The following is a 24,998-nucleotide window of genomic DNA, read 5'->3' on the forward strand; positions in this document are numbered from 1 at the left end:
GGCAAGGGCCCGGAACCCGGCGCACAACTGCGGCCAATGGCGGTTTGACCGGGTTTCGACCTTTTTTTCACGAATGGCTGGTTAACCTGTGGCCCAGGATCACCACCAGAGCTCACCCGTCATGTCGTCCCACCCCCCACCGTCCATCGAGCTGGAGTTCGCTCGGCGCTACGACCAGGAGCACGCGCGCGTCTGCCGTGAACCTCGTCCTACCGGGATGGGCGCGCGCCTCGGGTTGTGGCGCATGGCGCACCTGGTACGCCATGCGCTGAAGGTCGCCGGCGAACCGGGGCTGATCCTCGACGTGGCCTGCGGTGCCGGGCGCTACTGGCCGTTGCTGGCCGAGCATGGCAACCGGGTGATCCTCGCGGCGGATCCATCCCAGGACATGCTGAATCATGCCCAGACCCATCATCCGGCCGGCCTGATGAAGCGGGTCAAGACCTTCCACAGCTCGGCGTTCGATATCGGGCTGTCGGCCAACGCGGTGGACAGCATCATCTGCATGCAGTTGTTCGCGCACATCCTCCATGGCGAAGATCGCCTGGCCCTGCTGCGCGAATTCCACCGGGTCAGCCGTGACTCGGTGATCGTCGCCGCCCGGGTCGAATTCTTCCTCAAGGCCTGGCGGCCAGCGGTGCAAACGGGCCTGCCAGTGACCGACAAGGCGCAGCTGGAAAAAGAGTTCGCCGAGGCTGGATTCGAGATCCTCAGCCACCAGGACTTGCTGCCTGGTTGCGCACCTTCACGGGTCTACGTGCTGAGAAAACAGGGTTAGTCCCGGCTCTCGGACTATTCTTGCTCTCCGGCAGCAGATTTCACGCTTGCTCTTATCGGGTCAATGCTCGGAAATCGCCGGGGGCGATATATACTGCGCGCCATTCTTCAAGGGAGAGCCGTGTGGCCATCGATATTCACTGGATTCGCGACAACGATAGCCTCGGTCAGCTTTGCGCCGAATGGCAGCAATTGCCCTTCGTCGCCCTCGACACCGAATTCATGCGGGTCGACACTTTCTACCCCATCGCCGGCCTGTTGCAGGTAGGCGATGGGCAGCGCGCCTACCTGATTGACCCTTTGACCATCGACAACTGGCAACCCCTGGCCGAATTGCTGGAGAACCCGGCGGTGGTCAAGGTGGTGCATGCTTGCAGCGAGGACCTGGAAGTCCTGTTGCGCCTGACCGGCAGCCTGCCCGCGCCGTTGTTCGATACGCAACTGGCGGCCGCCTACCTGAACCTGGGGTTCTCCATGGGCTACTCGCGCCTGGTGCAGGAAGTCCTGGGCATCGAATTGCCCAAGGGCGAGACCCGCTCCGATTGGCTGCAGCGCCCGCTGTCGGAAACCCAGGTCAGCTACGCCGCCGAGGATGCCGTGCACCTGGCCCAGGTGTTCAGCCAACTGCGTCCGAAGCTGTCCGAGGACAAGTATCGCTGGGTGCTCGAGGACGGCGCCGAACTGGTGGCCAACCTGCGCCGCGAGGTGGACCCCAACGAGGTCTACCGCGATGCCAAGCTGGCCTGGAAGCTGTCCCGCGCCCAACTGGCGGTATTGCGCGAGCTGTGTGCCTGGCGCGAGCGGGAAGCCCGCGCCCGTGACCTGCCACGCAACCGTATCGTGCGTGAGCATGCGCTCTGGCCCCTGGCCAGGACCCAGCCCGATACCCTGTCGGCGCTGGCCAAGATCGAAGACATGCATCCGCGCACCGTGCGCCAGGATGGCGAGTTCCTTCTCGACCTGATCAAGCGCAGCGCCAAGCTGGGCCCGGAGCACTGGCCGCCGGCCCTGCCCGAGCCATTGCCGATCGAAGCCTCGGCCCTGCTCAAGCGCCTCAAGGCCGTGGGCCAGGCCGAAGCCGAGCGCCTGGGCATCGCCCCGGAGCTGATGCTGCGCAAGAAAACCCTGGAGAGCCTGCTCAAGAGCGGCTTCCCCAGCGGACCCTACCAATTGCCCGATTCGCTGCGTGGCTGGCGCCGCGAATTGATGGGCCAGGCGCTGCTGGATAGCCTGGCCACCGCCGGAGAACAGCCTTGAAACGTATCTGCTCCATCTACAGAAGTCCGCGCAAGAACGAGATGTACCTCTATGTGCTCAAGAGCGAAGCACTGGAGCGTGTGCCGGAAACCCTGCTGGCGGCTTTCGGCAAGCCGCAGCATGCCTTCGACCTGGTATTGACCCCGGAGCGCCAGCTGGCCCGGGAAGACATCCAGAAGGTGCTGGAGAACCTCGACAAGCAGGGATATCACCTGCAGATGCCACCGGCGGAAGACGAGTACATCGAGCACTTGCCCGAAGAGCTGCTGCGCCGCAATGATCCGGTCTGACTCCTAGGCGCTCGATCCCGGGCGCTTTCCCTGTGCACCTGACTGACCTGGCCGCCGCCTGGAACGATGGAGCGATACTCCGTCGGCGGTGGCCTGTACCGTTTTTTAAGGTTTGAACCATGCGCGTTCTGATTGCCGAACACGATCACGCTGTTTATGCCCGCCTGTTGCGTCAGGCGGCCCCGGACCTGGATGTGCTGACCAGCGGCGATTCCGCCGAGCTGGCTCGCCTGGCGGTGGACTGCCCGGTATGGCTGGGCCAGCCGGACCTGCTGGCGACCCTGCTGCGCCAGGGGCACAAGCCCCAGTGGTTGCAATCGACCTGGGCCGGCATCACGCCGCTGCTGGCCGACGGCTTGCCCCGGCATTACCGGCTGACCCGGGCGGTGGGGATCTTTGGCCAGGTGATGGCCGAGTACGTGCTGACCTACATCCTGGGCCATGAGCGTGAAGTGCTGGCGCGGCTGGTCAGCCAGGTGGAACGCAAGTGGGACAACCGCCTGGGCCAGAGCCTGGTGGGGCGCAAGGTACTGATCGTCGGGACTGGCGATATCGGCCAGAGCGTGGCGCAGTTCCTGGTGCCGTTCGGGGTCAAGCTGTATGGCATCGCCAGCCGGCCCCGGGAGCAGGCGCCCTTCGTCGAAGTGGCCGGCCTGGAGGACCTGGGACGCTTGGTGGGGGAGGTGGATTATGTGGTCAACCTGCTGCCCAACACCCCGAGCACCCACGACCTGTACGACGCGGCGCTGTTCAAGCAGTTCAAGTCCACCGGGCTGTTCATCAACGTCGGCCGCGGGGTCTCGGTGGTCGACGCGGACCTGGTGCAGGCTCTAAAGGATGGCCACCTGGCGGGCGCGGTGATCGATGTCTGTCGCCAGGAACCGCTGCCACAGCGGCATCCGTTCTGGACCGCCTGGGGCTTGCTGCTCACCGGCCACAGTTCCGCCCCCACCTCGCCGGAGCTGATGGTGCAACTGTTCGTGGAAAACCTGCGGGCCTACCAGGCCAAGCAGCCCCTGCGCGGCGAAGTGGACTTCGCCCGGGGCTACTAGGACGCCGGAGTGGCAAGCTCCAAGCTCCAAGCTTGAGGCTTGAGGCTTGAGGCTTGAGGCTTGAGGCTTTAGAGGTTGAAGTCGCCTTCGGATACGGTTTCGCTCAGCGGGCGACGCGGGCTCGGTACTTCGCGGGCCTGCAGGTACTCGGCCAGGGTCGACTTGTCGCCCAGCTTGCCCACCGCGACGGCGGCGTGCAGCGCATAGCCATCGGGAATCTTCAGCTCCTTGCGGGTCAGTTCCTGGTCGAAACCAGCCATGCCGTGGGTGTGCCAGCCACTGAGGCTGGCCTGCAGCGCCAGGTGGCCCCAGGCCGATCCGGTGTCGAAGGTGTGCCACAGGGCCGGGGTTTCCTCGCTGGCGCCAGGGGCGGCGAAGGTGGTCTTGGAAATCACGATCACCAGCGCCGAGGCGTGTTGTGCCCAGCCGCGGTTGAACTCGTTGAGCAGGCCCAGGAAGCGCTCCCAGTTCGGCGTGTCTCGCCGGGCATAGAGAAAGCGCCAGGGTTGCGAGTTGTAGGCCGAAGGCGCCCAGCGTGCGGCTTCGAAGAAGCTCAACAGGGTTTTCTCAGGGATGGTTTCTGCGGTGAAGGCTCGTGGCGACCAGCGCTCGGTGAATTGCGGGTGGATGGCGTGGTCGGCAACGCGAGGATTGGCGCTCATGCAAAGACTCCATACAACGTTGGGAAAATGGAATAACCGGCAGGCGCAGTTGGCTGGGCGCAGAGGCTTTCCTGACCCCGTGGGGTGCGCCGGATACAACGCGGTGAGCGTGGATGGCATCCGGGGCGAGGGTCGGTTCGGAAAGCAAAGCTACTGTGCCCATTGGCGGCTGGCAAGCTCCGGGCTACCGACAGTCGCCAATGCTTGGCCCGCCGGGCCTTCGGCACTAGACTGGCGGCCTTTTCACCCTCGGATACTGATGCTTGAGCCATGGCCGCCAAAGTCGAACCTTTCTGGATACGCAAGACCCTCGAACAACTCGACCAGGAGGAATGGGAGTCGTTGTGCGATGGCTGCGGCCTGTGCTGCCTGCAAAAGCTCGAGGATGAGGACGACAACAGCGTCTACTACACGCGTATCGCCTGCAAGCTGCTGGACCTCAAGACCTGCCAGTGCACCGACTACCCCAACCGCCGCGAGTCGGTGCCCGACTGCATCCAGCTGACCCCGGGCAAGGCCGACGAGTTCAAGTGGCTGCCGCCCACCTGCGGCTACCGCCTGGTAAGCGAAGGCAAGGACCTGCCGCTCTGGCATCACCTGGTGTGCGGCGATCGCGATGCGGTGCACCACGAGCGGATTTCCCAATCCGGACGCATGCTCGCCGAGGGCAGCGTTGCGGAAGATGATTGGGAAGACCATCTGATTTTCCGCGCGGGCTGAGCTTGCCCGGCCGCCTTTTCAAGGCCGCATGGGCTGGGTGCACGGCTCGCAGACAGGATCTCAAGCAAGGAGTGTGTATGAGGGTGGGGGCGAAGCTGGCGCTGGCCTGGGTGCTGCTGGGATTGAGCGCAGCGGCTGTCGCGGCGAAGAAGGTCGATCTGGATTATCACGTGCGGTTCCTGTCCCAGGGCGACCAGGCTGAAGTGCGCCTGACCCTGGCTGACGGCGCGGCGCTGCGCAGCCTGGACTTCGACCTGGGCAAGGACGGCGACTACAGCGACTTCAAGGCCGATGGCCAATGGCAGGCCGCCACCACCGAGGCGGGTGGCCGACGTGGCACCTGGCGCCCGGCCGGCGGCAAGGCCAGCCTGAGCTATCGGGTACGCCTGAGCCACAGCCCGAAGAAGGGCAGCTACGACAGCCGCAGCACCGCCAACTGGGCCTTGTTGCGCGGCGAGACGCTGGTGCCGCCGGCCCGGCTCGACCAGCAAGATGGCGTCGAGCTGGTGGCGCGCCTGGACTTCGAACTGCCCAGCGGCTGGAAGAGCGTCGAGACCGCCTGGCCACGTATCGGCAAGCACCGCTTTCGCATCGATAACCCCGAACGCCTGTTCGATCGCCCCGCCGGCTGGATGCTCGCCGGTAACCTGGGCAGCCGCCGCACCCGCCTGGGCGCTACGGAAGTCAGCGTGGTGTCGCCCCTGGGCCAGGGGATGCGGCGCATGGATGTTTTGACCCTGCTGACCTTCGTCTGGCCCCAGGTGCAAGCGGTGTTTCCACGCCAGCCGGGCAAGCTGCTGATCGTCGGCGCCGCCGATCCGATGTGGCGGGGCAGCCTCGCCGGTCGCGATTCGTTGTACCTGCATAGCCGCCTGCCGCTGGTCAGCGAGAGCGGTGCCAGTCCGTTGCTGCGCGAGTTGGTGCAATCCTTGGGACGCATCAACGATAGCCAGCACAGCGACTGGATCAGCGAAGGCCTGGCCGAGTACTACGCCATCGAGCTGCTGCGCCGGGCCGGTGGCATCAGCGACGAGCGCTACCAGGTACTGCACAAGCGCCTGGTGCGGGACGGCCAGGGCGTCAGCAGTTTGCGCGGCGAGCAAGTGAATGCAGCGACCGTGGCCCGGGCCGTGCTGCTGTTACAGGAACTGGACCGGGAGATTCGCCTGAAGACCCGCAACAAGCGCTCGCTGGACGATGTGCTGCAAGGGGCGATGCGCCTGGAGCGCGTCACTACCGCTGAGTTCATCCAGCTGGGCGAGAGCGTGCTGGGCGGGTCGTCCCAGGTGCTGGACAGCCCGCTGCTGCGCTGAGTCGCCCGCTTCAGGCCTTGGCTTCGGGCGCCTTGGCCGCTTCCTCGACCGTCTTGGCGGTGCGTTCCGCGACATCGGCGTTGGCCTTGAGATCGCGCAACTGCGCCCCGGCGCGCTCGATCCTGCTTCGCACGTCCTGCATGTCCCGGCGGCTCTTTTCCAGCAGGCTCTTGGCCGAGCTGTGTCCGGTGATGCCGCGGGCCAGGGCCACGCCGCCGATCGCCATCTGCACCAGGCCGAACACGCCACCCCGGCGCAGGCCCTTGCCCATCATCACCACGCCGCCGGCCAGCGAGCCGATGCGTTCCCAGCCCTGGACGTTCTGCTGTGGATGGCTCTGGAACGGGGTCGACTCGATGGATTGCAGCTGTTTGCGCTCGCTCATGATCAGTCTCCTTGGGGAGGTGGGGGATATAGGGCTGACTGCACCGGGACCTTGCCGGTTCCCGGAGATTGGGCGCAGATGATTCAGAACTTGGGGCCGGAGCGGGTGTTGTTGCCCTTGGCCAGGCGATCGTAGAGCACCACGTTGACCGTCGCCGCGAGGTTCATGCAGCCGTTGGTGGGGATGTAGATCACGTCTTCGCACCAGTCGCGGATCTCCTTGTCCAGGGAGCCGTCTTCCGGGCCGAAGATGTACAGGGCGCGGTCCGGGTGGGTGTACTCGGGCAACGGGCGAGCGCCCTCAACAAGTTCTACCGCGACCGGGATGCAGCCCAGGGGAAGGATCTTCTTCAGGTCGTCGATGCCGATCAGCGGAATGTCCTGGTGGACCTTCTTGGTATCGGTGACGAAGTCGCGGGCACGCTCATAGCGCTTGCCGGTGTAGAACACCGAGGCGACGCCATAGCAGCCGGCGGCGCGCATCACCGAACCGACGTTCTCCGGCGACTTGGGGTTATACAAACCGATGCAGCTGTACCTTTTGTTTGCCACGAGCGGGGAGCCTTGGAGAAAAAAAGCGCGATTATACGGGGATTGTCCCAGGGCCGGGGGGGCTTGTTGTGGCGAGGGAGCTTGCTCGCGCTGGCGTGCGCAGCACGCCAGGCAGCGGTCGATGCGGTGTAGCAGGCCGGCCGGGGACATAGGCTTTACGGCTGCCTTGCAGTCGAACGGGAGCAAGCTCCCTCGCCACAAGGTGCCCGGCCGCCGGCGCTTACTCCGGGTCTTTGTTCATCAGTCCGGCCAGGGCAGCGAAGGGGTTGTGGGTCGCCTTGGCGATCTTCGGCGTGCTCAGGGAGCCTTCGCCGAAGTACTGCTGGTCGGTGTAGCGCGAGTGCTCGTTGTCATGGCAGTACAGGCACAATAGCTCCCAGTTGGAACCGTCCTGGGGGTTGTTGTCGTGGTTGTGGTCGCGGTGGTGCACGGTCAGCTCGCTCAGGCGCTTGCCGGAGAATTCCCGGGCGCAGCGACCACAGACGTGCGGGTACATTTTCAACGCCTTGTCGCGATAGCCCATTTCCCGATCGCGCTGGGCATCGGCAAGGATACGATCCAGCTTGGACGTGTTGGACGAAGGAGTGGACGAACTCATGGGTTCACCTTTGTAGAAGGACTAATGACGGTAATGGACAAAGTTTAGCTCAGGCCTTGAGCTTCTCGGCAATCCAGATGGTGTGCCGGGTGCCGCGATTGCCATGGGCGAAGACCTGTACTTCCTCGGCCTTGAAGCCGGCCTTGCGCAGGCGCTCGGAGAACTGCCGGTCGGCGCTGGCCGACCACACCGCAAGAATGCCCTTGGGCCGCAGGGCTCGGGCGCAGGCAGCCAGGCCGGCGCTGGAGTAGAGCCAGCTGTTGGCTTTCTGGGTCAAGCCTTCGGGACCGTTGTCGACGTCTAGCATGATCGCGTCGAAACCCTGGGGCTCGGCCTGCAGGACCTTGGCCACGTCCTCCAGGCGGATCACCGTGCGTGGGTCCAGCAGCGGCCGGCCGGACTTTTCGCCGAGCGGGCCACGGTTCCATTCCACCACCCCGGGCACCAGTTCGGCGACCACCACTTCGGCGCTCTTGCCCAGGTGCTTGAGAGCCGCGGCCAGGGTGAAACCCATGCCCAGGCCGCCGATCAGCACTCGCGAATCAGGGCGTCCGGCGACCTTGCTGCAAGGGATCTGTGCCAGGGCATCTTCGGAGCCGTGCATGCGCGTGTTCATCAATTGGCCACCGTCGCCGCCCTGGATCTTGATGACGAAATCCTCACCGTATTCGAACAGGCACAAGGCACCGCCGTTTTCAGGAATCGCAGTAGTGTCCAGCAGTACGAAACGTTTCATGGAGATCTCATTGAGGAAGGCAAAACGCCCCGGTTGGGAGTAGCCTGACGCCAGACAATAGCAATGGAGCCATTGATGAAGCGCACTATTCTAACGGTGATCGCCCAAGCGGCGCTCGCCCTCACCGCTACCCTGGCGCTCAGTGCTGGCCCGGCTTTGGCCGACGAGCCGCAAAGCGCCCCGGTGGTCACGCCGACGCCGACCCTGGGGACGCCGGGAACCGCCACACCGACCCCCTATCCGCAAGTGACCCCGCCCAGCACGCCGAAAGCCGGCAGCAGTGGCAGCGCGCCGTTGCTGCCACCCATCGACATGCCCAAGCCGCCCAAGGACCAGACCCTGCCAGGGCTGGAACAGAACGACAGCAAGAGCGGGCACTAGGTCCCCGGGTTTCGTGGTTCAGATCTGCTGCGCGAGCAACTGGCCGTCGGCCATGCGCAGGCGCCTGGACAGCGACACGGCCAGGGCGCGGATGATCTTGGCGGCGATCTTCGGCGCGTCGTTGAGCATCTTCTCCAGGGAGTCCTTGCCCAGGTTGAGCAGTTGGCAATCACTGGCGGCCACGCAAGTGGCCGAGCGCCGCTCGCCATCGAGCACCGCCATTTCGCCAAAGGCGCGCCCGCTGCGCAGGGTAGCGACGCTGACGAGCTGGCCATCATGGCCGCGCTTCTGCACCGCCACCTGGCCACTGTGGATGATGCACATGAAGCTGCCGGCATCGCCCTCATGAAAGATCACATCGCCCTGGGCGATGCTGTTGATGCTGAAGTAGCCGGCGGCGGCGTTGAAGTCGGCGGGCAGCAACTGGTCGAACAGGCCGCAGTCCATCAGCCAGTCGCGGATTTCATTGTTCAGGAGAGTGGGTTCGGACATGGGTCTTTTTCTTGTGTCTGTGGCTCGGGCCCGGATCGGCGGCGGTCCTGGGTTAAGACAGGAGCGCCGCCGGGAGTTCCTCAGCCCAGGCCCAGAATGTTCAGGACAAAGGCATATTCGAGGGCTACGTCACGCAATCCCTGGTAGCGCCCGCTCATGCCGCCATGGCCGGCGCCCAGTTCGGTCTTGAGCAACAGCAGGTTGTCGTCGGTCTTGGTGGCGCGCAGCCTGGCCACCCACTTGGCCGCTTCCCAGTACTGCACGCGGCTGTCGTTGTAGCCGGCGATCACCAGGGTGGCCGGGTACGCCTGGGCCCGGACGTTCTCATAGGGGGCGTAGGCCTTGAGCCGGGCATGCACCTGCGGCTCCTCGGGGTTGCCCCATTCGTCGTACTCGGTGACGGTCAGCGGCAGTTCCGGGTCGAGCATGGTGTTGAGCACGTCGACGAACGGCACTTCGGCAATGGCCACCTGGAACAGCTCGGGGCGCTGGTTGAGCACCGCGCCGATCAACAGGCCGCCGGCACTGCCGCCGCTGATGGCCAGTTGGCCGGAGGTGGTCAGGCCCTGGGCGACCAGGTGCTCGGCACAGGCGATGAAGTCGTCGAAGGTGTTCTGCTTGTGCTCCTGCTTGCCGGCGCGGTACCAGGCTTCGCCCAGTTCGCCGCCACCGCGCACGTGGGCGATGGCGAAGGCCACGCCGCGATCGAGCAAGCTCAGGCGGGCATGGGAGAACCAGGGGTCGAGGCTTGCGCCATAGGCACCGTAGCCGTACAGGTAGAGGGGCGTGGGCTGGCCCAGGTACTCGCGCTTGATCACCAGGCTGATGGGCACCTGGGTGCCATCGGCGGCGGTGGCCCACAAGCGCTGGCTGACGTAGGCGTCGGCATCGAACTCGCCCAGCACCGGAGTCTGCTTGAGGACTTGCTGCTGGCCGTCGGCCAGTTGCAGCTGGCGTATCTGGGCCGGGCGGTTGAGGGCTTCGTAGCGCAGGCGGATACGCTCGCTGCCGAACTCCAGGCTGTTCTGCACATGCAGGCTGTAGGCTGCATCCGGCAATTGCACGCGGTAGCCGGGCAGGCCTTGGGGGCGCACTTCGATGATCGGCAGGCCACCTTCACGCAGGCTCAGGGTCATGGCCCCGGCATTGAGGGTCACGCCGTCGAGCATCACTTCGGGATCGTGCGGCACCAGCAGTTGCCAGGTGTCCTGGGTGGGGACGCCGCCGGTGTCCTGCGCCTGGTAGAGGGCGAAGTTGATGCCATCGCGGTTGCTGCGGATGAACCAGGTCCACTGGCCATCGAGCAGGCCGTGGTCGACATCGTATTCATGGTCTTCGGTGCGCGGCGCGACGCAGGTGAACGGCAGGTGCGGCTGATCGGCGTCCAGGACCCAGGTTTCGCTGGTGGTCTTGCTGCCCATGGATAGCAGCAACTGGCGTTCGGAACTGGCGCGGTAGCAATGCAGGAAAAAGCGCCCGTCGGGTTCGTGGAATACCTGCTCAGCGGCGCTGTCGCCCAGGCGGTAGCGCAACAGCTTGTGCGGGCGATGGGTCTCGTCCAGCTCGCCGAAGAACAGGGTCTGGCTGTCGTTGGCCCAGGTCATGCTGCCGTCGCATTGCTCGAATGGCAGTTCGCTGACCTGGTCGTTGGCCAGTTCCTTGACGAACAGGCTGTAGATTTCCTCGCCGCTGGTGTCGAGGCTGTAGGCCAGGCGCTGGTGGTCGGGGCTGATGCTGAACGCACCCAGGGCGAAGAATCCGCCGTTGGCCAGGACGTTCGGGTCCAGCAGCAGCTGCTCACGGCTTTCGTCCACCGCCAGGCTGTCGTCCGCCGGGCGTGGGCAGCGGTAGTGGCGTGGATACTCGTCGCCGGCGGTGGTGCGGGTGTAATACAGGTACGGTCCCCAGGGCGAGGGCAGGGACAGGTCGGTCTCGAGGATCCGTCCCTTGATCTCCTGGAACAGCGCTTCGCGCAGGGGCGCCTGGCGGGCAAGTTGCTGTTCCTGGTAGCTGTTCTCCGCCTTCAGGTAGTCGAGCACCGCGTCGGTGTCGCGCTCCTGCAGCCAGGCATACGGGTCAGCGCCATCGGCCTTGTGGGCGATCGGGGCGTTGGTGTCATGGGCGGGTAGGGGCATGGGAGGCTCTCGGACGATGACAAATGAGGGCTTGGCAGACGGCGGTGCAGCCTGACACGGGAAAAGTCGTTATCATAAGCGCCTCTTTGCCTGCCTTGCCACGGACACCATGACCGAGAACGACTATCTGATCGCCTGGGGGTGCTACGCCTTCGCCGCCTTGGGCTGCCTGCTGGTGTGGATGCGCCTGACCCGCTGGATGTGGCGCTGGTTGCGCGAGCCGCTGCGCGTGCTGGTGGCGGTGCTGCTGTTCAGCCCGACCATCATCGACCCGGTCAAGGACAAGCTCGCTCCAGCCGTGGCCATCACCGCCCTGGACGTCGCCTTCAAGGTGGGCAACAACGCCTGGCGCGCGGTATCCGACCTGTTCATGTACGGCATGATCGCCTTCGGCGTGTACCTGCTGTTCGTGCTGATCCGCTGGCCCATCGAACGCGCCGCCCGGGAGCGCCGGCAGCGCAACGAAGCGGCGAAAGCCGCGGCCAAGGCCGCCGAGGTCGAAGATGACCAGCCCTTTGGCAGCGCCGGCAACGACCGCTACGGCCGCCCGTCCGTGGGTGGCGCGCGGGTCGAGCCACGCCTGTAACCCCGTTTCCGGCACTGCAGCGAGAGTCCGAGCATGTGTGAATTGTTGGGCATGAGCGCCAATGTACCGACCGATATCGTCTTCAGCTTCACCGGGCTGATGCAGCGTGGCGGCCGGACCGGCCCCCACCGCGACGGCTGGGGCATCGCCTTCTACGAGGGCCGCGGCCTGCGCCTGTTCCAGGATCCGGCCGCGAGCAGCGAATCGGAAGTGGCCAACCTGGTGCAGCGCTACCCGATCAAGAGCGAAGTGGTGATCGGCCACATCCGCCAGGCCAACGTCGGCAAGGTCTGCCTGGCCAATACCCATCCTTTCGTCCGCGAGCTGTGGGGCCGCAACTGGTGCTTTGCGCACAACGGCCAACTGGCGGATTTCCACCCCGAGGCCGGTTTCTACCGGGCCGTGGGCGACACTGACAGCGAGGCGGCATTCTGCGACCTGCTCAACCGGGTCCGCACGGCTTTTCCCGAGCCGGTGGAGATCGAGCGATTGCTGCCGATACTGATCCAGGCGTGCGGCGAGTACCGCGGCAAGGGCGTGTTCAATGCCCTGCTCAGCGATGGTGACTGGCTGTTCTGCTTCTGCTCCACCAAGTTGGCGCAGATCACCCGGCGCGCACCGTTCGGCCCGGCTCGCTTGAAGGACGTCGACGTGATCGTCGACTTCCAGGCCGAGACCACCCCCAACGACGTGGTCACGGTGATCGCCACCGAACCCTTGACCGAAAACGAAACCTGGACCCGCTACCAGCCGGGACAGTGGAGCCTGTGGCGGCGCGGCGAATGCGTCAGCCAGGGCCAGACCGAATAAGGACATCCCTATGTTGCTCAGTTATCTGCGTCTGGTGCTGTTCGCCGCCGGTCTGTTGATCGGTGTGCAGGTGCCGGGTTTCATCAACGATTACGCCAAGCGTGTCGAAGCCCACCTGATCGAGTCGCAGAACAGCCTGCAGGGCTTCCAGGCCACGGCGCAGCAGTTCTTCAAGGGCGACCTGAACGCCCTGGTGGCCCATTACCGGGCCAGCGACGACCCGGTGTTTCGTAGCGATGCCCAGAGCCTGAGCGCCTTGCTCGGCCGCCAGCTGGCCCTGGACAAGCAGTACCAGGCGATGCAAGGCCCCTGGTACATCCGCTTGCTGCAAGTGGTACTGGCGGCCGACCCGGCGATCCGCCAGGAAACCTGGGATGGCTACAGCTACCAGATCCTGTTGACCCCGGAGGCGATGTCCTGGGCCATGGGCGGCGCCATGTTGCTGTCCTTCGGCCTGGAGTGCCTGTATCGGCTGATCGACTGGGTCGTTCTCGGCGGTCGCCGCCAGCGCCAGAGCCGGCCTATCGAAGAGCGCGACCTCAAGGGCCTCTGAGCCCGCGTCGCAGCGCCTACGGGGACGGCGCCAGGAGCAGGTGCTCCTGGCCGACCTGCTGGGCGTAGCGCTGTACCACGCGCTGGCACAGCTGCACGATGTCTTCCACCAGTTCCACCCCCACTCGCCACGACACCACCACCTGCAGGTTCGGCGGGCGCTGCTCGATGTCCAGCAGCGTCAGCTCGCCATGGGCCAGTTCCTCGCGCACCAGGACCGGCGGCAAGGCGCCGATGCCGAAGCCGTCACGCAGCAGCCGAGTGATGGCCGATACCGAATTGACGCAGTTCAGGCGCGGTGCCAGTACACCGCTGGCCTGCATCAGGCTCAGGATCTGCTGGTGGGGCAAGGAGTTCTTCGAGTAGGTGACGATCCGCTCCCGGGCCAGCTCCACCAGCGAGCCGTAGTGGCGGTTGTAGATCGAGTTGCTGGCGGCGACCCAGCACACCGGATAGCTGGCCAGTTCCAGGCTGCGGATGCTTTCCTGGCGCAGCAGGTCGGTTTGCAGCACCAGGTCGAGAAAGCCTTTTTGCAACTGCTCGCACAGGTTCAGCGAGGTGTCGGCCACCAGCTCGATTTCCACCTGGGGATAGTGATCCATCAGCTGTGCCACCAGGGGGCTGAGCCAGGTGTGGATCACTGTATCCATGACTCCGATGCGCAGCCGTCCGACCTTGCTTGAGGGCGCTTCGATCGACTGCTTCAGCACCTGCAGGGTATCGAGCATCTGCTCGGCATGTTCCAGCACCTTGAGGCCTTCGGGGGTCAGGCTGACGCCCCGCGAATCGCGCCGGAACAGCTTGACCCCCAGCTCGTCCTCGAGCACGGCGATGCGGCTGGAAACCGCGGCCTGGGTGGTGCAGAGCTTTTCCGCGGTCAGACTGAAGTTCTTCAGCCGTGCGACCCAGACGAAGGTTTCGAGGAACTTGAGATTCATGGGATCAACTTTTCTTATGCCTTGGAGCGGCTTTTATTAGTTGGACGTGGGCGCTGCCCGAGTCGAAAAATGCGCCGACCCACGATATGCGTCGTCGTGGTCCAGAACAACACCAATAATCCTGGAGATCGCCATGAGTGCGCCCGAACCACAGGCCGCCAAGGCCCCGCATCGCGTCGGCCCGTTCGACTGGTATCGCGACATCAATCAGCAGGAACGCCGGGCGTTCTGGAGCTGCAAGATCGGCTACGGCCTGGATGGCATGGACACCCAGATGCTCAGCTTCGTGATCCCGACCCTGATCGCCCTGTGGGGCATCACTTCGGCCGAAGCCGGCCTGATCCATACCAGCACCTTGCTCGCCTCGGCCCTGGGCGGCTGGATCGCCGGGATCCTGTCCGACCGCATCGGCCGGGTCCGGACCCTGCAGCTCACCGTCTTGTGGTTCGCCTTCTTCACCTTCATTTGTGGCCTGGCCCAGAACTATGAACAGCTTCTGGTGGCCCGGACCCTGATGGGCTTCGGTTTCGGTGGCGAATGGACCGCCGGTGCGGTGCTGATCGGCGAAGTGATCCGCGCCAAGAACCGTGGCAAGGCCGTGGGCATGGTGCAGTCCGGCTGGGCATTGGGCTGGGGCCTGACGGCGTTGCTCTATGCACTGTTGTTTTCCCTGCTACCGCCGGAAGATGCCTGGCGCGGTCTGTTCATCCTCGGCATCCTGCCGGCGATCTTCGTGATCTTCGTCCGGCGCCTGGTCAAGGACCCCGAGGTCTACCGGGAGACCCGGGCCAAGGAAGCGCCGAGCAATCCGCCGCGCTTCTACGAGATCTTCGCCCCGGGGATTCTCAGCACCACGCTGCGTGCCTCGCTGCTGGCGGCCGGAGCCCAGGGCGGCTACTACGCCATCACCTTCTGGCTGCCCACCTTCCTCAAGACCGAGCGCGGCCTGAGTGTGCTCAGCACCGGCGGCTACCTGGCCATGGTGATCTTCGGATCCTATGTGGGTTATGTGATCAGCGCCTACCTGACCGATATTCTGGGGCGCAAGAAGAACTTCGTGCTGTTCGCCGCCGGCTCCTTCGCCATCGTCCTGCTTTACACCCAGATGTCGGTGAGCAACGAGGCGATGCTCTGGCTGGGCTTTCCCCTGGGGTTCTTCGCTTCGGGCATCTTCAGCGGCATGGGGGCCTTCCTCACCGAGTTGTTCCCCACCCGTATCCGTGGTTCCGGGCAAGGCTTCTGCTACAACAGCGGGCGCGCGGTGGCGGCCCTGTTCCCGCTGTTGATCGGCCTGCTCAGCCAGCATGTGCCCCTGGGCGTGGCCATCGGTACCTTCGCCGCGGTGTCCTATGGCGTGGTGGTGCTGGCCGCCCTGAGCCTGCCGGAGACCCGTGGCAAGGAACTCGAGGCGCGCTAGCTGATAACCTGCGGATACTGCACCCGGCCCCGTGGCCGGCACTTATAAAAACACAGGAGCACCGACCATGAGCCGCCTGTTATTGAACTGCGACATCGGCGAAAGCTTCGGCAACTGGACCATGGGCCTGGATGCCGAGGTCATGCCCTTCATCGATTGCGCCAACATCGCCTGCGGTTTCCATGCCGGCGATCCGGGCATCATGCGCAAGACCGTGACCCTGGCCCTGGCCAATGGCGTGCGTATCGGCGCCCACCCGGCCTACCAGGACCTGGCGGGTTTCGGGCGCCGGTCCATGAGCTATTCCGCCACGGAGATCCAGGATCTGCTGCATTACCAGGTCGGCGCCCTCGATGGCATCTGCCGGGCGCAAGGCACTCGTGTCAGCTACATCAAGCCCCACGGCGCCATGTACAACGACATGATGGCCAACCCAGCCCAGCTGCGCGCGGTAATCCAGGCCGTGGCCGCCTACGACCGGCAATTGCCGCTGATGCTCATGGCCACCCGCGACAACCGCGCGGCCCAGGCCCTGGGCGATGAGCACGGCGTGACCCTGTGGTTCGAGGCCTTCGCCGACCGCGCCTACGACAGCGCCGGGCACCTGGTCTCGCGCCAAGTGCCGGGCTCGGTGCACCACGACTCGGACACCATAGTCCGCCAAGCCCTGGCCATCGCCCGTGGCGAACCGCTGGTGGCCAGCGATGGCAGTGCCTTGCTCCTGCAGGCCAATACCCTATGCGTGCACGGTGACAACGCCAGCTCGGTGGCGGCGGTGCAGCGCATCCGCGAGGCCCTGAACCAGCAGTCCGACTCATGAACTACCGGGTGGAGGTGGCGGCCATCGATTGCCTGATGGTGCGCCTGTTCGATGGGATCGCCGAAGACCACATGCCCTGGATGCTGGCCGCCGCCGAGCGCCTGCGCCAGGGCTTCGGCGTGGGTTTGATCGATCTGGTGCCGTCGTATACCACGCTGATGGTGCACTACGACCTGCGCAGCCTGGACCCGGCCCAGGCCCGCGAGCTGATCGATGCGGCTCTGGCGGGCCTGGTTCCGCTGGATGCCGGAGGCGGGCGCGAGCATGTGTTGCCGGTATGGTACGACCCCAGCGTCGGGCCGGAACTGGCGCTGCTGGCGCGGCGCAGCGGCTTGCCGGTGGCCGAGGTGATCCGCCGGCACAGCCAGTACGAATATCGGGTGTTCGCCCTGGGTTTCGCTCCCGGTTTCGCCTTCATGGGCCTGGTGACGCCTGAACTGGCGGCGCCCCGGCTCGATACCCCGCGCAAGCGCGTGGCGGCGGGCAGCGTCGGCATCGCCGAACGCCAGACCGCGGCCTATCCGGCGGTGTCGCCGGGGGGCTGGAACCTGATCGGGCGAACCCCGAGCCGCTTGTTCGACCGCGAGCGCGAGGGCTACAGCCTGTTGCAGCCGGGAGACCGGGTGCGCTTCGCGGCAGTGGAGCGGGCCGAGTTCCTGCGCCTGGGTGGTGACGACAGTCCGCTGGAGGTGCCGGCATGAGCCGTTTGTCGATCGAGGCCAGCACGCCCTTGTGCCTGCTGCAGGACGCCGGGCGGTTCGGTGTGCGCCACCTGGGCGTGACCCAGGGCGGGGCGCTGGACTGGGTGTCGATGTCCTGGGCCAACTGGCTGCTGGACAATGCCCTGGACGCACCGGTGCTGGAGATCACCCTCGGCGGCCTGACCTTGCTGGCCGAGGACTACTGCCTGCTGGCGTTGGCCGGGGCCGACCTGGGGGCCTATGTGGATGAGCGCCCGCTGACCCCGGGGCGCAGTTTCGTCCTGCAGAAGGGCCAGCGCTTGCGCTTTACCCAGCCGCATTCCGGGGCCCGGGCCTATCTTGCGGCCCCTGGCGGTTTCGACGCGCCGCAGGTATTGGGCAGTTGTTCCAGTGTGCAGCGCGAGGCCCTGGGTGGCCTTGACGGGCAGGGGCGGGCGTTGGGCGAGGGCGGGGTGCTGGGGTATTCCGGAACCGGTGGTGCGCTCAAGTGCTTGTCGGCCGCACAGCTGGCGGATTGGCAATGCGCTGCACCGCTGGAACTGATCCTCGGGGCCCAGGTCGGCCAGTTCAGTGGCCTGAGCCTGTTCGATGCCTTCAACCGCGACTGGACCCTGGACAGCCGGGCCGACCGCATGGGCGCCAGGTTGTTGGGGCCGGTGCTGGAGTACCAGGGCCAGCCGATGATTTCCGAAGGCATCGCCCTGGGGGCGGTCCAGGTGCCGCCGGATGGCCAGCCGATCATCTTGCTCAACGACCGGCAGACCATCGGCGGTTATCCGCGCCTGGGCGCATTGACGCCCTTATCCCTGGCCCGGCTGGCGCAATGCCTGCCCGGCAGCAAGGTGCGCCTGGCGCCGGTGGTGCAGGAGACCGCGCATCGGCAGCAGTTGGCGTTCTTGCGCCGCTTTGTGTAATGGCTGGCGGCCGCTGTGCGCCGGTACGCAGCCTGCGGCAGCGGCTACAGGGTACTGATCTGTAGCCGCTGTCGAGCCATGGCGAGGCTGCGAAAAGGCCCGCAGGGCCTTGCTTGACGGCCTACTTGGACAGAAACCGCATGCCTTCCTCCAGGCCACGCAGGGTCAGCGGATACATCTGGTCCTCGATCAGCTCGCGCACGATGTTGGTGGACGCGGTGTAGCCCCAGGTGTCCTTCGGGTAGGGGTTGATCCAGATGAGCTTCTTGTACTTCTCCATGAAGCGCTGCATCCACACGTAGCCGGCTTCTTCGTTCCAGTGCTCGACGCTGCCGCCGGCCTGGGTGATTTCATAGGGCGCCATGGCGGCGTCGCCGACGAAGATCACCTTGTAGTCGGCGCCGTACTTGTGCAGCAGGTCCTGGGTCGAAGTCCGTTCCGAACCGCGGCGCAGGTTGTTCTTCCACACCGACTCATAGATGAAGTTGTGGAAGTAGTAGTACTCCAAGTGCTTGAACTCGGTCTTGCAGGCCGAGAACAGTTCCTCGCAGATCTTCACGTGGGCATCCATGGAGCCACCGATGTCGAACAGCAACAACAGCTTGACGCTGTTGCGCCGCTCCGGACGCATCTGGATGTTCAACAAGCCGGCATCCCGGGCCGTGTGGTCGATGGTGCCGTCGATATCCAGCTCCTCGGCCGCGCCCTGGCGAGCGAACTTGCGCAGCCGGCGCAGGGCCACCTTGATGTTGCGGGTGCCCAGTTCCACCGAGTCGTCGAGGTTCTTGTATTCGCGCTGGTCCCAGACCTTGGCCGCCTTGCCCTGGCGCTTGCCGGCATCGCCGATGCGGATGCCCTCGGGGTTGAAGCCGCCGGAGCCGAAGGGGCTGGTGCCGCCGGTGCCGATCCACTTGTTGCCGCCGGCGTGGCGTTCCTTCTGTTCTTCCAGGCGCTTCTTGAACTCTTCGATCAGTTTGTCCAGGCCGCCCAGGGACTGGATCTGCGCCCGCTCCTCATCGCTGAGCGAACGCTCGAACTCCTTGCGCAGCCAGTCCTCGGGGATCAGTGCCTGCAGGTGGTCGTCGAGTTTCTCCAGGCCGTTGAAATAGGCGCTGAAGGCCCGGTCGAACTTGTCGAAGTGGCGCTCGTCCTTCACCAGCACCGCCCGGGCCAGGTAGTAGAACTCGTCCATGTCGGCGAAGGTCACGCGCTGCTTGAGCGCGTTGATCAGGTCCAGCAGCTCGCGCACCGACACCGGTACCTTGGCGGCGCGCATTTCATTGAACAGGTTGAGCAGCATGCCGATGCCCTCTTAACGACCGCCGCGCCGGCTCATGAAGGCCAGGCGTTCGAGGAGCTGTACATCCTGCTCGTTCTTCACCAGGGCGCCGGCCAGCGGTGGGATGGCCTTGGTCGGATCGCGTTCGCGCAGTACCGCCTCGCCGATGTTGTCGGCCATCAGCAGCTTGAGCCAGTCCACCAGTTCGGAGGTCGAGGGCTTCTTCTTCAGGCCCGGCACCTTGCGTACGTCGAAGAACACATCCAGCGCCTCGCTGACCAGGTCCTTCTTGATGTCCGGGTAGTGCACGTCGACGATCTTCTGCAGGGTCGTGCGGTCAGGGAAGGCGATGTAGTGGAAGAAGCAGCGGCGCAGGAAGGCGTCCGGCAGTTCCTTCTCGTTGTTGGAGGTAATGATGATGATCGGCCGCTGCTTGGCCTTGATGGTCTGGTCGATCTCGTAGACGTAGAACTCCATCTTGTCGAGCTCTTGCAGCAGGTCGTTGGGGAACTCGATGTCGGCCTTGTCGATCTCGTCGATCAGCAGGATCACCCGCTCCTCGGACTCGAAGGCTTCCCAGAGCTTGCCCTTCTTCAGGTAGTTGCGGATGTCGTGGACCTTGTCCACGCCCAGTTGCGAATCGCGCAGGCGGCTCACCGCGTCGTACTCGTAGAGCCCTTGGTGGGCCTTGGTGGTGGACTTGATGTGCCAGGTGATCAGCTTGGCACCGAAGGATTCGGCCAGTTGCTCGGCGAGCATGGTCTTGCCGGTGCCGGGTTCGCCCTTGACCAGCAGCGGACGCTCCAGGGTGATGGCGGCGTTGACCGCCAGCTTCAGGTCATCGGTGGCAACGTATGCGCTGGTGCCTTCGAACTTCATCTGCAATTCCTCGAACGGTGACGACGAGCTGCCCGGGGCAGGTCGCTTGAATGGACACGAATGGCGCGACTATAACGCGGCGCTCGCTTGACTGTGAACGCAGACGCCCCATTCAGTCTCTGAATGGAGCGTCACGGGGTGACTCAGTCAGTCGACGGCTTGGGTTGTTCATAGCGGGCATTGAAGGCCTGGATGAAACCGTTGCGCAAAATCTGCAAAAACGCCTGGAATGTGCTGACATCCTGCTGGTGTACGTTGCCACTGAGCTCGACCCGGGTGGCGAACTGGTTCTTGCGCTGGTTCTTCAGCAGGGTTTCCCCGGCGCCCACCAGGGCTTCCCAGACCGAGCGGAACACATTCTTGTCGCGGTTCTCCACGTCCTGTTGCCAGTCGAAGACTTCCACGTCCCGCAGCAGCGGCTTGATGTAGCCGCGCAGTTGGCCCTTCTCGGCCTGGGCCTCGATCACCAGGTCGCCGTGCCCGGCCTTGAAGTCGAACTTGCCGTAGGCCGAGGCGAAGTCGTTGAAACGCCTGAGCTCGATATCCCGGGCCCGAAGGCGGAACTCGAACTCCTCGAAGTTGCTCAGGGGATCGAAGGTGGCGCTGGATTCCAGGGGCGCCTGGCCCAGCAGCAGGGCCTTGCCCTCGAAGCGGGCGTCGCGCTTGCCCTGGGTGTCGACCACGTTGGTCAGGTTGTAGAAGCTGGCATTGACCTGGGTCGCGCCCAGGTTCACCGGTGGATTGGAGCCGAAGTTGCGAAAGTGGAGGGTGCCGTCGTCGATCCGCACTTCATCCAGGGTGATGGGCAACAGCTTGCCCAGTTGCGCCCGCCAGTCGGTGCCGGCACCGGTCTGCGAGGCCTGGCGGTCGCTGCCGCCATCGACGAAGTTCACCTGTGGCTGGACGAACTGCACCCGCGCCACCACCGCATGGTCGTACCACAGCGCATGCCAGCTCACCGCCAGGTCGATCAACGGCGCCTTGACGAAAGGCACCGGTACCTTGCCGCTGACCTTGACGATCTCCAGGCCGTTGATGCGGTAGGCGCCGCGCCACAGGGCCAGGTCGACATCGCTGACCCGGCCGCGGTAGTCGCCCATGTCCGCGAGCTTGTCGTTCAGGTAGTCACGCACCAGGTAGGGCAGGGCGATGTGCAGGCCGACCAGCAGTACGACCAGGCCCGCCAGGGTCCACAGGGGCCAACGATAGCGACGTTTCATGGGGCAGCCTCCAGTCCTATAAAGGCATTGACTGCCCAGGCTCCAGGTCGTTCGGCACGACTGGACGCTCAAGGATGCCAGGCATACCCTTGGGGACTTCTTCACTGCTGCATAAGGACCCAGCCATGAGCCGAATTTTTGCTGACAATGCCCATTCCATCGGTAATACGCCCTTGGTGCAGATCAACCGCATCGCCCCGCGTGGGGTGACCATCCTGGCCAAGATCGAAGGGCGTAACCCGGGCTACTCGGTGAAATGCCGGATCGGCGCCAACATGATCTGGGACGCCGAAAGCACGGGCCGGCTCAAGCCGGGCATGACCATCGTCGAACCCACCTCGGGCAACACCGGGATCGGCCTGGCCTTCGTGGCGGCTGCCCGTGGCTACAAGCTGATGCTGACCATGCCGGCCTCCATGAGCATCGAGCGACGCAAGGTGCTCAAGGCCCTGGGGGCAGAGCTGGTGCTGACCGAGCCGGCCAAGGGCATGAAGGGCGCGATCGACAAGGCGGCGGAAATCGTCGCCAGCGACCCAGGCAAGTACTTCATGCCGCAGCAGTTCGATAACCCGGCCAACCCGGCGATCCACGAAAAGACCACTGGCCCGGAGATCTGGAACGACACCGATGGCGCGGTGGACGTGCTGGTGGCGGGTGTCGGCACCGGTGGCACCATCAGCGGCGTGTCGCGCTACATCAAGAAGACCCAGGGCAAGCCGATCCTCGCGGTGGCGGTAGAGCCGGCCACCTCGCCGGTGATCAGCCAGAAGCTCGCCGGGCAGGAGATCAAGCCCAGCCCGCACAAGATCCAGGGCATCGGCGCCGGTTTCGTACCCAAGAACCTGGACCTGGAAATGGTCGACCGGGTCGAGCTGGTGACCGACGAGGAGTCCAAGGCCATGGCCCTGCGCCTGATGCAGGAGGAGGGCATCCTCTGCGGGATTTCCTGCGGCGCGGCGATGGCGGTGGCGGTACGCCTGGCAGAAACCCCGGAAATGCAAGGCAAGACCATCGTGGTGATCCTGCCGGACTCCGGCGAGCGCTACCTGTCGAGCATGCTGTTCAGCGACCTGTTCACCGAGCAGGAGACCCAGCAGTAACGTCGGCTGGCCGTCGGTCCATGGCGCTGGCCCCATGGGCCGATGGCTGATCCATATCAGTCGCTGCTTGTGCGGCTTATGCTACTTAACGCCTTTGTTGCACGACCGTTAATGCTGAATGTTCGGTCGTGCGGGTTTTTCCGGGGTTCAGGAGTGTTTATCATGACCGGCTGCCAGGTCGGGTGATCGCTCCCCCCACCGGTGCCTATTTCCAAGGAGTTGTTGCATGAGCTTTTCCTTTGCCGCCAAGTTCGCGGTGTTGTCGCTGTTCATCGGCAGCATCCTTTTCGTGCATTTGCGCGGCAAGGCGCGCCTGCCGGTACTGCGCCAGTTCGTCAACCATTCGGCGCTGTTCGCTCCCTACAATACCCTGATGTACCTGTTTTCCGGCGTGCCCTCCAAGCCGTACCTGGACCGCAGCAAGTTCCCCGAGCTGGATGTGCTGCGCGACAACTGGGAAACCATTCGCGACGAGGCCATGCACCTGTTCGACGAGGGTTACATCCGCGCCGCCGAGAAGAACAACGATGCCGGTTTCGGTTCCTTCTTCAAGAAGGGCTGGAAGCGCTTCTACCTCAAGTGGTACGACAAGCCGCTACCCTCGGCCGCTGCCCTGTGCCCCAAGACCGTCGAGCTGGTGAGCGCCATCCCCAACGTCAAGGGCGCGATGTTCGCGCTGTTGCCCGGCGGCAGCCACCTGAACCCGCACCGTGACCCCTTCGCCGGCTCGCTGCGTTATCACCTGGGCCTGTCGACGCCCAACTCCGATGCTTGCCGGATCTTCGTCGACGGCGAGGAATACGCCTGGCGCGACGGTGAGGACGTGATGTTCGACGAGACCTACGTGCACTGGGTGAAGAACGAAACCGAGATCACCCGGGTGATCCTGTTCTGCGACATCGAGCGTCCGTTGAGCAGCGGCCTGATGACCCGCATCAACCGTTGGGTCAGTGCCCAGCTGGGGCGTGCCACCGCACCGCAGAACCTGGACGACGAGCGGGTTGGCGGCATCAACCAGGCCTACGCCTGGAGCAAGCGTTTCAGCGACAGCTTCAGTGGTGTGGTCAAGCAGTGGAAACGCCGCAATCCCAAGCTGTACCGCATCCTGCGCCCGGTCCTGGCGGTGGTGGTGCTGGTTATCCTGTGGAAATGGCTGTTCGGATAAATCTTGCAATGAATATCGGGCGCTGGTTATATTCGGCGCTCGATGAGTCAAGCGACTCATTCTTTTCCTCCTTCGAGAACCCTTGGCACATGGCCTTATCCCTCATCAACGCGGTAGTGGTTTCAGCGGTCAACGCTGGCGTCGTGCCGTGCGGGAATCAGCAGCCTGTGCAGATCGGTCAGAACCCCCCTCCTGTCAGTAGCACGCCGGTATACGCAGTCGTATCGCCGTCGGGCGTTGGCTTCTCGGGCTGACTCAGCAACCGCTGCTGTTTCCTCCGCCCGCCTGAAAAAACACTACTGAACTTCAGCTCCGGCTGAATTGGCTTCTTGCCTGACTACAGGTGGTTTCATGTTGCTCATTTCGAAAAAGTCCGCTTTTGCGGCGGCCTCCACGAGTCTGTTCGTCCTGCTCTGGAGCAGCGGCGCGATCTTCTCCAAATGGGGGTTGGCCCATGCCTCGCCCTTCGCCTTCTTGCTGGTGCGCTTCGCCATTGCCCTGGCCGGCCTGGTGCTGCTGGTGCCGCTGCTCAAGCTGCGCTGGCCCAGGGGCCGCCGGGCCATGGGGTTTGCCGTGGCCACGGGCCTGGTGCTGCTGGGCGCCTACCAGATCTTCTACATCCTGGCCCTGGACCTGAAGGTCACCCCTGGGGTGATGGCCACCATCATGGGGGTGCAGCCGATCCTCACCGTGGTGCTGATGGAGCGCCAGCGCTCCTGGAGCCGTCTGTTCGGCCTGGGCCTGGGGCTCGCCGGCCTGATCATGGTGGTGTACCAGGGCATCGGCCTGGCAGGTATCTCGATCTCCGGCATGCTCTGCGGCCTGCTGGCCCTGGTGAGCATGACCGCCGGCTCGATCATGCAGAAACGCATCACCGATAACCCGCTGGGTACCCTGCCGGTGCAATACCTGGCCGGGCTGATGTTGTGTGCGTTGTTCGTGCCGTTCCAGCCGTTCCACTTCGAATACGACGCAGGCTTTCTGATCCCGGTGCTGTGGATGGGGCTGGTGGTTTCGGTGCTGGCCACCTTGCTGCTGTACCGCCTGATCGCCCAGGGCAACCTGGTGAATGTCACCAGCCTGTTCTACCTGGTGCCGGCGGTGACGGCGCTGATGGACTATCTGATCTTCGGTAATCGCCTGGCGCTGCTGAGCCTGTTCGGCATGGGCCTGATCATCGTCGGGCTGGTGTTCGTGTTCCGCAAGAGCGCCTGATCGAGGTGCACCGGCCGGGTGCAATGCCCGGCCGGTGGCTGTTTTTCCTGCAA

General features: G+C 64.7%; 28 protein-coding genes. 17 read left to right on the top strand and 11 right to left on the bottom strand.

Going from position 1 to position 24,998, the window contains the following annotated elements:
- Window positions 1-121 precede the first annotated feature (121 nt).
- The 4 genes from GDH07_RS05900 (at window position 122) to GDH07_RS05915 (ending at window position 3,376) form a co-directional block, all read left to right on the top strand.
- A complete protein-coding gene (locus tag GDH07_RS05900; RefSeq protein ID WP_022642902.1) occupies window positions 122-778 on the top strand; it encodes a class I SAM-dependent methyltransferase in 657 nt (218 codons plus the stop codon).
- 122 nt (window positions 779-900) lie between these two features.
- A complete protein-coding gene (gene rnd / locus GDH07_RS05905; RefSeq protein ID WP_022642903.1) occupies window positions 901-2,034 on the top strand; it encodes a ribonuclease D in 1,134 nt (377 codons plus the stop codon).
- Window positions 2,031-2,324: a YcgL domain-containing protein gene (locus tag GDH07_RS05910; protein ID WP_031321118.1), complete on the top strand. Its 294-nt coding sequence runs from the start codon at window positions 2,031-2,033 to the stop codon at window positions 2,322-2,324. Before rnd ends, GDH07_RS05910 begins: the two co-directional genes overlap by 4 nt.
- Window positions 2,325-2,443: 119 nt before the next feature.
- Entirely contained in the window at window positions 2,444-3,376 is a 933-nt protein-coding gene (locus GDH07_RS05915; protein WP_022642905.1) for a D-2-hydroxyacid dehydrogenase, read from the top strand.
- Between the two features lie 68 nt (window positions 3,377-3,444).
- On the opposite strand, the gene GDH07_RS05920 is transcribed toward GDH07_RS05915, so the two are convergent.
- On the bottom strand, window positions 3,445-4,038 hold the full coding sequence (locus GDH07_RS05920) for a nitroreductase family protein (protein ID WP_022642906.1): 594 nt from the start codon (window positions 4,036-4,038) through the stop codon (window positions 3,445-3,447).
- Between the two features lie 270 nt (window positions 4,039-4,308).
- Between GDH07_RS05920 and GDH07_RS05925 the strand changes: the two genes are divergently transcribed.
- Together GDH07_RS05925 and GDH07_RS05930 are read left to right on the top strand one after the other, a co-directional pair.
- Window positions 4,309-4,758 carry a YcgN family cysteine cluster protein gene (locus tag GDH07_RS05925; RefSeq protein ID WP_022642907.1) on the top strand — a complete coding sequence of 150 codons (450 nt, stop codon included), beginning with the start codon at window positions 4,309-4,311 and terminating at the stop codon, window positions 4,756-4,758.
- A gap of 77 nt (window positions 4,759-4,835) precedes the next feature.
- Window positions 4,836-6,071, top strand: coding sequence for a hypothetical protein (locus GDH07_RS05930; RefSeq protein ID WP_152896907.1), 1,236 nt, complete (start codon window positions 4,836-4,838; stop codon window positions 6,069-6,071).
- 10 nt (window positions 6,072-6,081) lie between these two features.
- Here GDH07_RS05930 and GDH07_RS05935 read toward each other — a convergent pair whose 3' ends face one another.
- The 4 genes from GDH07_RS05935 to GDH07_RS05950 all read right to left on the bottom strand — a co-directional run bounded on the left by GDH07_RS05935 (window position 6,082) and on the right by GDH07_RS05950 (window position 8,341).
- Window positions 6,082-6,456 (bottom strand): YgaP family membrane protein, encoded by a 375-nt coding sequence (locus tag GDH07_RS05935; protein WP_152896908.1) that lies wholly within the window; start codon window positions 6,454-6,456, stop codon window positions 6,082-6,084.
- Between the two features lie 83 nt (window positions 6,457-6,539).
- A complete protein-coding gene (locus tag GDH07_RS05940) occupies window positions 6,540-7,007 on the bottom strand; it encodes an RNA methyltransferase (protein WP_031321120.1) in 468 nt (155 codons plus the stop codon).
- A gap of 220 nt (window positions 7,008-7,227) precedes the next feature.
- Window positions 7,228-7,605, bottom strand: coding sequence for a YajD family HNH nuclease (locus GDH07_RS05945; protein ID WP_022642911.1), 378 nt, complete (start codon window positions 7,603-7,605; stop codon window positions 7,228-7,230).
- Window positions 7,606-7,654: 49 nt separating this feature from the next.
- Window positions 7,655-8,341 (bottom strand): spermidine synthase, encoded by a 687-nt coding sequence (locus GDH07_RS05950; protein ID WP_085596022.1) that lies wholly within the window; start codon window positions 8,339-8,341, stop codon window positions 7,655-7,657.
- A gap of 75 nt (window positions 8,342-8,416) precedes the next feature.
- Between GDH07_RS05950 and GDH07_RS05955 the strand changes: the two genes are divergently transcribed.
- On the top strand, window positions 8,417-8,722 hold the full coding sequence (locus GDH07_RS05955; RefSeq protein WP_053135259.1) for a hypothetical protein: 306 nt from the start codon (window positions 8,417-8,419) through the stop codon (window positions 8,720-8,722).
- A gap of 18 nt (window positions 8,723-8,740) precedes the next feature.
- Here GDH07_RS05955 and GDH07_RS05960 read toward each other — a convergent pair whose 3' ends face one another.
- Together GDH07_RS05960 and GDH07_RS05965 are read right to left on the bottom strand one after the other, a co-directional pair.
- Window positions 8,741-9,214, bottom strand: a complete 474-nt coding sequence (locus GDH07_RS05960; RefSeq protein ID WP_152896909.1) for a cyclic nucleotide-binding domain-containing protein — start codon at window positions 9,212-9,214, stop codon at window positions 8,741-8,743.
- 80 nt (window positions 9,215-9,294) lie between these two features.
- Window positions 9,295-11,349 (bottom strand): S9 family peptidase, encoded by a 2,055-nt coding sequence (locus GDH07_RS05965; RefSeq protein ID WP_103327023.1) that lies wholly within the window; start codon window positions 11,347-11,349, stop codon window positions 9,295-9,297.
- Between the two features lie 109 nt (window positions 11,350-11,458).
- Here GDH07_RS05965 and GDH07_RS05970 point away from each other — a divergent pair, with 109 nt between their 5' ends.
- From GDH07_RS05970 to GDH07_RS05980, 3 genes are read left to right on the top strand one after another with little or no spacing between them, the layout of a single operon-like run.
- Window positions 11,459-11,935 (top strand): hypothetical protein, encoded by a 477-nt coding sequence (locus tag GDH07_RS05970; RefSeq protein WP_022642915.1) that lies wholly within the window; start codon window positions 11,459-11,461, stop codon window positions 11,933-11,935.
- 33 nt (window positions 11,936-11,968) lie between these two features.
- Window positions 11,969-12,745: a class II glutamine amidotransferase gene (locus tag GDH07_RS05975; RefSeq protein ID WP_152896910.1), complete on the top strand. Its 777-nt coding sequence runs from the start codon at window positions 11,969-11,971 to the stop codon at window positions 12,743-12,745.
- A 10-nt stretch (window positions 12,746-12,755) separates the two neighbouring features.
- Window positions 12,756-13,298 carry a DUF2937 family protein gene (locus GDH07_RS05980; protein WP_152896911.1) on the top strand — a complete coding sequence of 181 codons (543 nt, stop codon included), beginning with the start codon at window positions 12,756-12,758 and terminating at the stop codon, window positions 13,296-13,298.
- A gap of 16 nt (window positions 13,299-13,314) precedes the next feature.
- Here the strand turns inward: GDH07_RS05980 and GDH07_RS05985 are convergent, their stop codons facing one another.
- Window positions 13,315-14,235 carry a LysR family transcriptional regulator gene (locus GDH07_RS05985; RefSeq protein ID WP_152896912.1) on the bottom strand — a complete coding sequence of 307 codons (921 nt, stop codon included), beginning with the start codon at window positions 14,233-14,235 and terminating at the stop codon, window positions 13,315-13,317.
- Between the two features lie 133 nt (window positions 14,236-14,368).
- Here GDH07_RS05985 and GDH07_RS05990 point away from each other — a divergent pair, with 133 nt between their 5' ends.
- From GDH07_RS05990 to GDH07_RS06005, 4 genes are all read left to right on the top strand, one after another.
- A complete protein-coding gene (locus GDH07_RS05990) occupies window positions 14,369-15,652 on the top strand; it encodes an MFS transporter (RefSeq protein WP_022642918.1) in 1,284 nt (427 codons plus the stop codon).
- A gap of 67 nt (window positions 15,653-15,719) precedes the next feature.
- Complete coding sequence (locus GDH07_RS05995; protein WP_085596016.1) at window positions 15,720-16,472, top strand: 5-oxoprolinase subunit PxpA; 753 nt, start codon at window positions 15,720-15,722, stop codon at window positions 16,470-16,472.
- Window positions 16,469-17,173 (top strand): 5-oxoprolinase subunit B family protein, encoded by a 705-nt coding sequence (locus GDH07_RS06000; protein ID WP_152896913.1) that lies wholly within the window; start codon window positions 16,469-16,471, stop codon window positions 17,171-17,173. Before GDH07_RS05995 ends, GDH07_RS06000 begins: the two co-directional genes overlap by 4 nt.
- Window positions 17,170-18,087: a 5-oxoprolinase subunit C family protein gene (locus GDH07_RS06005; protein ID WP_022642921.1), complete on the top strand. Its 918-nt coding sequence runs from the start codon at window positions 17,170-17,172 to the stop codon at window positions 18,085-18,087. The genes GDH07_RS06000 and GDH07_RS06005 overlap by 4 nt, the downstream gene beginning before the upstream one ends.
- A gap of 121 nt (window positions 18,088-18,208) precedes the next feature.
- On the opposite strand, the gene GDH07_RS06010 is transcribed toward GDH07_RS06005, so the two are convergent.
- The 3 genes from GDH07_RS06010 to GDH07_RS06020 all read right to left on the bottom strand — a co-directional run bounded on the left by GDH07_RS06010 (window position 18,209) and on the right by GDH07_RS06020 (window position 21,465).
- Window positions 18,209-19,387 (bottom strand): vWA domain-containing protein, encoded by a 1,179-nt coding sequence (locus GDH07_RS06010; RefSeq protein WP_022642922.1) that lies wholly within the window; start codon window positions 19,385-19,387, stop codon window positions 18,209-18,211.
- A gap of 12 nt (window positions 19,388-19,399) precedes the next feature.
- A complete protein-coding gene (locus tag GDH07_RS06015) occupies window positions 19,400-20,245 on the bottom strand; it encodes an AAA family ATPase (protein ID WP_022642923.1) in 846 nt (281 codons plus the stop codon).
- A 143-nt stretch (window positions 20,246-20,388) separates the two neighbouring features.
- Complete coding sequence (locus GDH07_RS06020) at window positions 20,389-21,465, bottom strand: DUF748 domain-containing protein (RefSeq protein ID WP_152896914.1); 1,077 nt, start codon at window positions 21,463-21,465, stop codon at window positions 20,389-20,391.
- Between the two features lie 125 nt (window positions 21,466-21,590).
- Here GDH07_RS06020 and cysK point away from each other — a divergent pair, with 125 nt between their 5' ends.
- From cysK to GDH07_RS06035, 3 genes are all read left to right on the top strand, one after another.
- Entirely contained in the window at window positions 21,591-22,565 is a 975-nt protein-coding gene (cysK, locus tag GDH07_RS06025) for a cysteine synthase A (RefSeq protein ID WP_022642925.1), read from the top strand.
- 226 nt (window positions 22,566-22,791) lie between these two features.
- Window positions 22,792-23,730 (top strand): aspartyl/asparaginyl beta-hydroxylase domain-containing protein, encoded by a 939-nt coding sequence (locus GDH07_RS06030; RefSeq protein WP_022642926.1) that lies wholly within the window; start codon window positions 22,792-22,794, stop codon window positions 23,728-23,730.
- Window positions 23,731-24,081: 351 nt separating this feature from the next.
- Window positions 24,082-24,945, top strand: a complete 864-nt coding sequence (locus GDH07_RS06035) for a DMT family transporter (protein WP_152896915.1) — start codon at window positions 24,082-24,084, stop codon at window positions 24,943-24,945.
- The last annotated feature ends 53 nt before the right edge of the window (window positions 24,946-24,998 follow it).

The organism is Pseudomonas piscis, from assembly GCF_009380155.1.
GTDB lineage: Bacteria > Pseudomonadota > Gammaproteobacteria > Pseudomonadales > Pseudomonadaceae > Aquipseudomonas > Aquipseudomonas piscis.

Coding starts and splice junctions, on each gene's coding strand:
- GDH07_RS05900 (WP_022642902.1), top strand. CDS start 122: ATGTCGTCCCACCCCCCACCGTCCATCGAGCTGGAGTTCGCTCGGCGC.
- GDH07_RS05915 (WP_022642905.1), top strand. CDS start 2,444: ATGCGCGTTCTGATTGCCGAACACGATCACGCTGTTTATGCCCGCCTG.
- GDH07_RS05920 (WP_022642906.1), bottom strand. CDS start 4,038: ATGAGCGCCAATCCTCGCGTTGCCGACCACGCCATCCACCCGCAATTC.
- GDH07_RS05925 (WP_022642907.1), top strand. CDS start 4,309: ATGGCCGCCAAAGTCGAACCTTTCTGGATACGCAAGACCCTCGAACAA.
- GDH07_RS05930 (WP_152896907.1), top strand. CDS start 4,836: ATGAGGGTGGGGGCGAAGCTGGCGCTGGCCTGGGTGCTGCTGGGATTG.
- GDH07_RS05935 (WP_152896908.1), bottom strand. CDS start 6,456: ATGAGCGAGCGCAAACAGCTGCAATCCATCGAGTCGACCCCGTTCCAG.
- GDH07_RS05945 (WP_022642911.1), bottom strand. CDS start 7,605: ATGAGTTCGTCCACTCCTTCGTCCAACACGTCCAAGCTGGATCGTATC.
- GDH07_RS05950 (WP_085596022.1), bottom strand. CDS start 8,341: ATGAAACGTTTCGTACTGCTGGACACTACTGCGATTCCTGAAAACGGC.
- GDH07_RS05955 (WP_053135259.1), top strand. CDS start 8,417: ATGAAGCGCACTATTCTAACGGTGATCGCCCAAGCGGCGCTCGCCCTC.
- GDH07_RS05960 (WP_152896909.1), bottom strand. CDS start 9,214: ATGTCCGAACCCACTCTCCTGAACAATGAAATCCGCGACTGGCTGATG.
- GDH07_RS05965 (WP_103327023.1), bottom strand. CDS start 11,349: ATGCCCCTACCCGCCCATGACACCAACGCCCCGATCGCCCACAAGGCC.
- GDH07_RS05970 (WP_022642915.1), top strand. CDS start 11,459: ATGACCGAGAACGACTATCTGATCGCCTGGGGGTGCTACGCCTTCGCC.
- GDH07_RS05975 (WP_152896910.1), top strand. CDS start 11,969: ATGTGTGAATTGTTGGGCATGAGCGCCAATGTACCGACCGATATCGTC.
- GDH07_RS05980 (WP_152896911.1), top strand. CDS start 12,756: ATGTTGCTCAGTTATCTGCGTCTGGTGCTGTTCGCCGCCGGTCTGTTG.
- GDH07_RS05985 (WP_152896912.1), bottom strand. CDS start 14,235: ATGAATCTCAAGTTCCTCGAAACCTTCGTCTGGGTCGCACGGCTGAAG.
- GDH07_RS05990 (WP_022642918.1), top strand. CDS start 14,369: ATGAGTGCGCCCGAACCACAGGCCGCCAAGGCCCCGCATCGCGTCGGC.
- GDH07_RS05995 (WP_085596016.1), top strand. CDS start 15,720: ATGAGCCGCCTGTTATTGAACTGCGACATCGGCGAAAGCTTCGGCAAC.
- GDH07_RS06000 (WP_152896913.1), top strand. CDS start 16,469: ATGAACTACCGGGTGGAGGTGGCGGCCATCGATTGCCTGATGGTGCGC.
- GDH07_RS06005 (WP_022642921.1), top strand. CDS start 17,170: ATGAGCCGTTTGTCGATCGAGGCCAGCACGCCCTTGTGCCTGCTGCAG.
- GDH07_RS06010 (WP_022642922.1), bottom strand. CDS start 19,387: ATGCTGCTCAACCTGTTCAATGAAATGCGCGCCGCCAAGGTACCGGTG.
- GDH07_RS06015 (WP_022642923.1), bottom strand. CDS start 20,245: ATGAAGTTCGAAGGCACCAGCGCATACGTTGCCACCGATGACCTGAAG.
- GDH07_RS06020 (WP_152896914.1), bottom strand. CDS start 21,465: ATGAAACGTCGCTATCGTTGGCCCCTGTGGACCCTGGCGGGCCTGGTC.
- cysK (WP_022642925.1), top strand. CDS start 21,591: ATGAGCCGAATTTTTGCTGACAATGCCCATTCCATCGGTAATACGCCC.
- GDH07_RS06030 (WP_022642926.1), top strand. CDS start 22,792: ATGAGCTTTTCCTTTGCCGCCAAGTTCGCGGTGTTGTCGCTGTTCATC.
- GDH07_RS06035 (WP_152896915.1), top strand. CDS start 24,082: ATGTTGCTCATTTCGAAAAAGTCCGCTTTTGCGGCGGCCTCCACGAGT.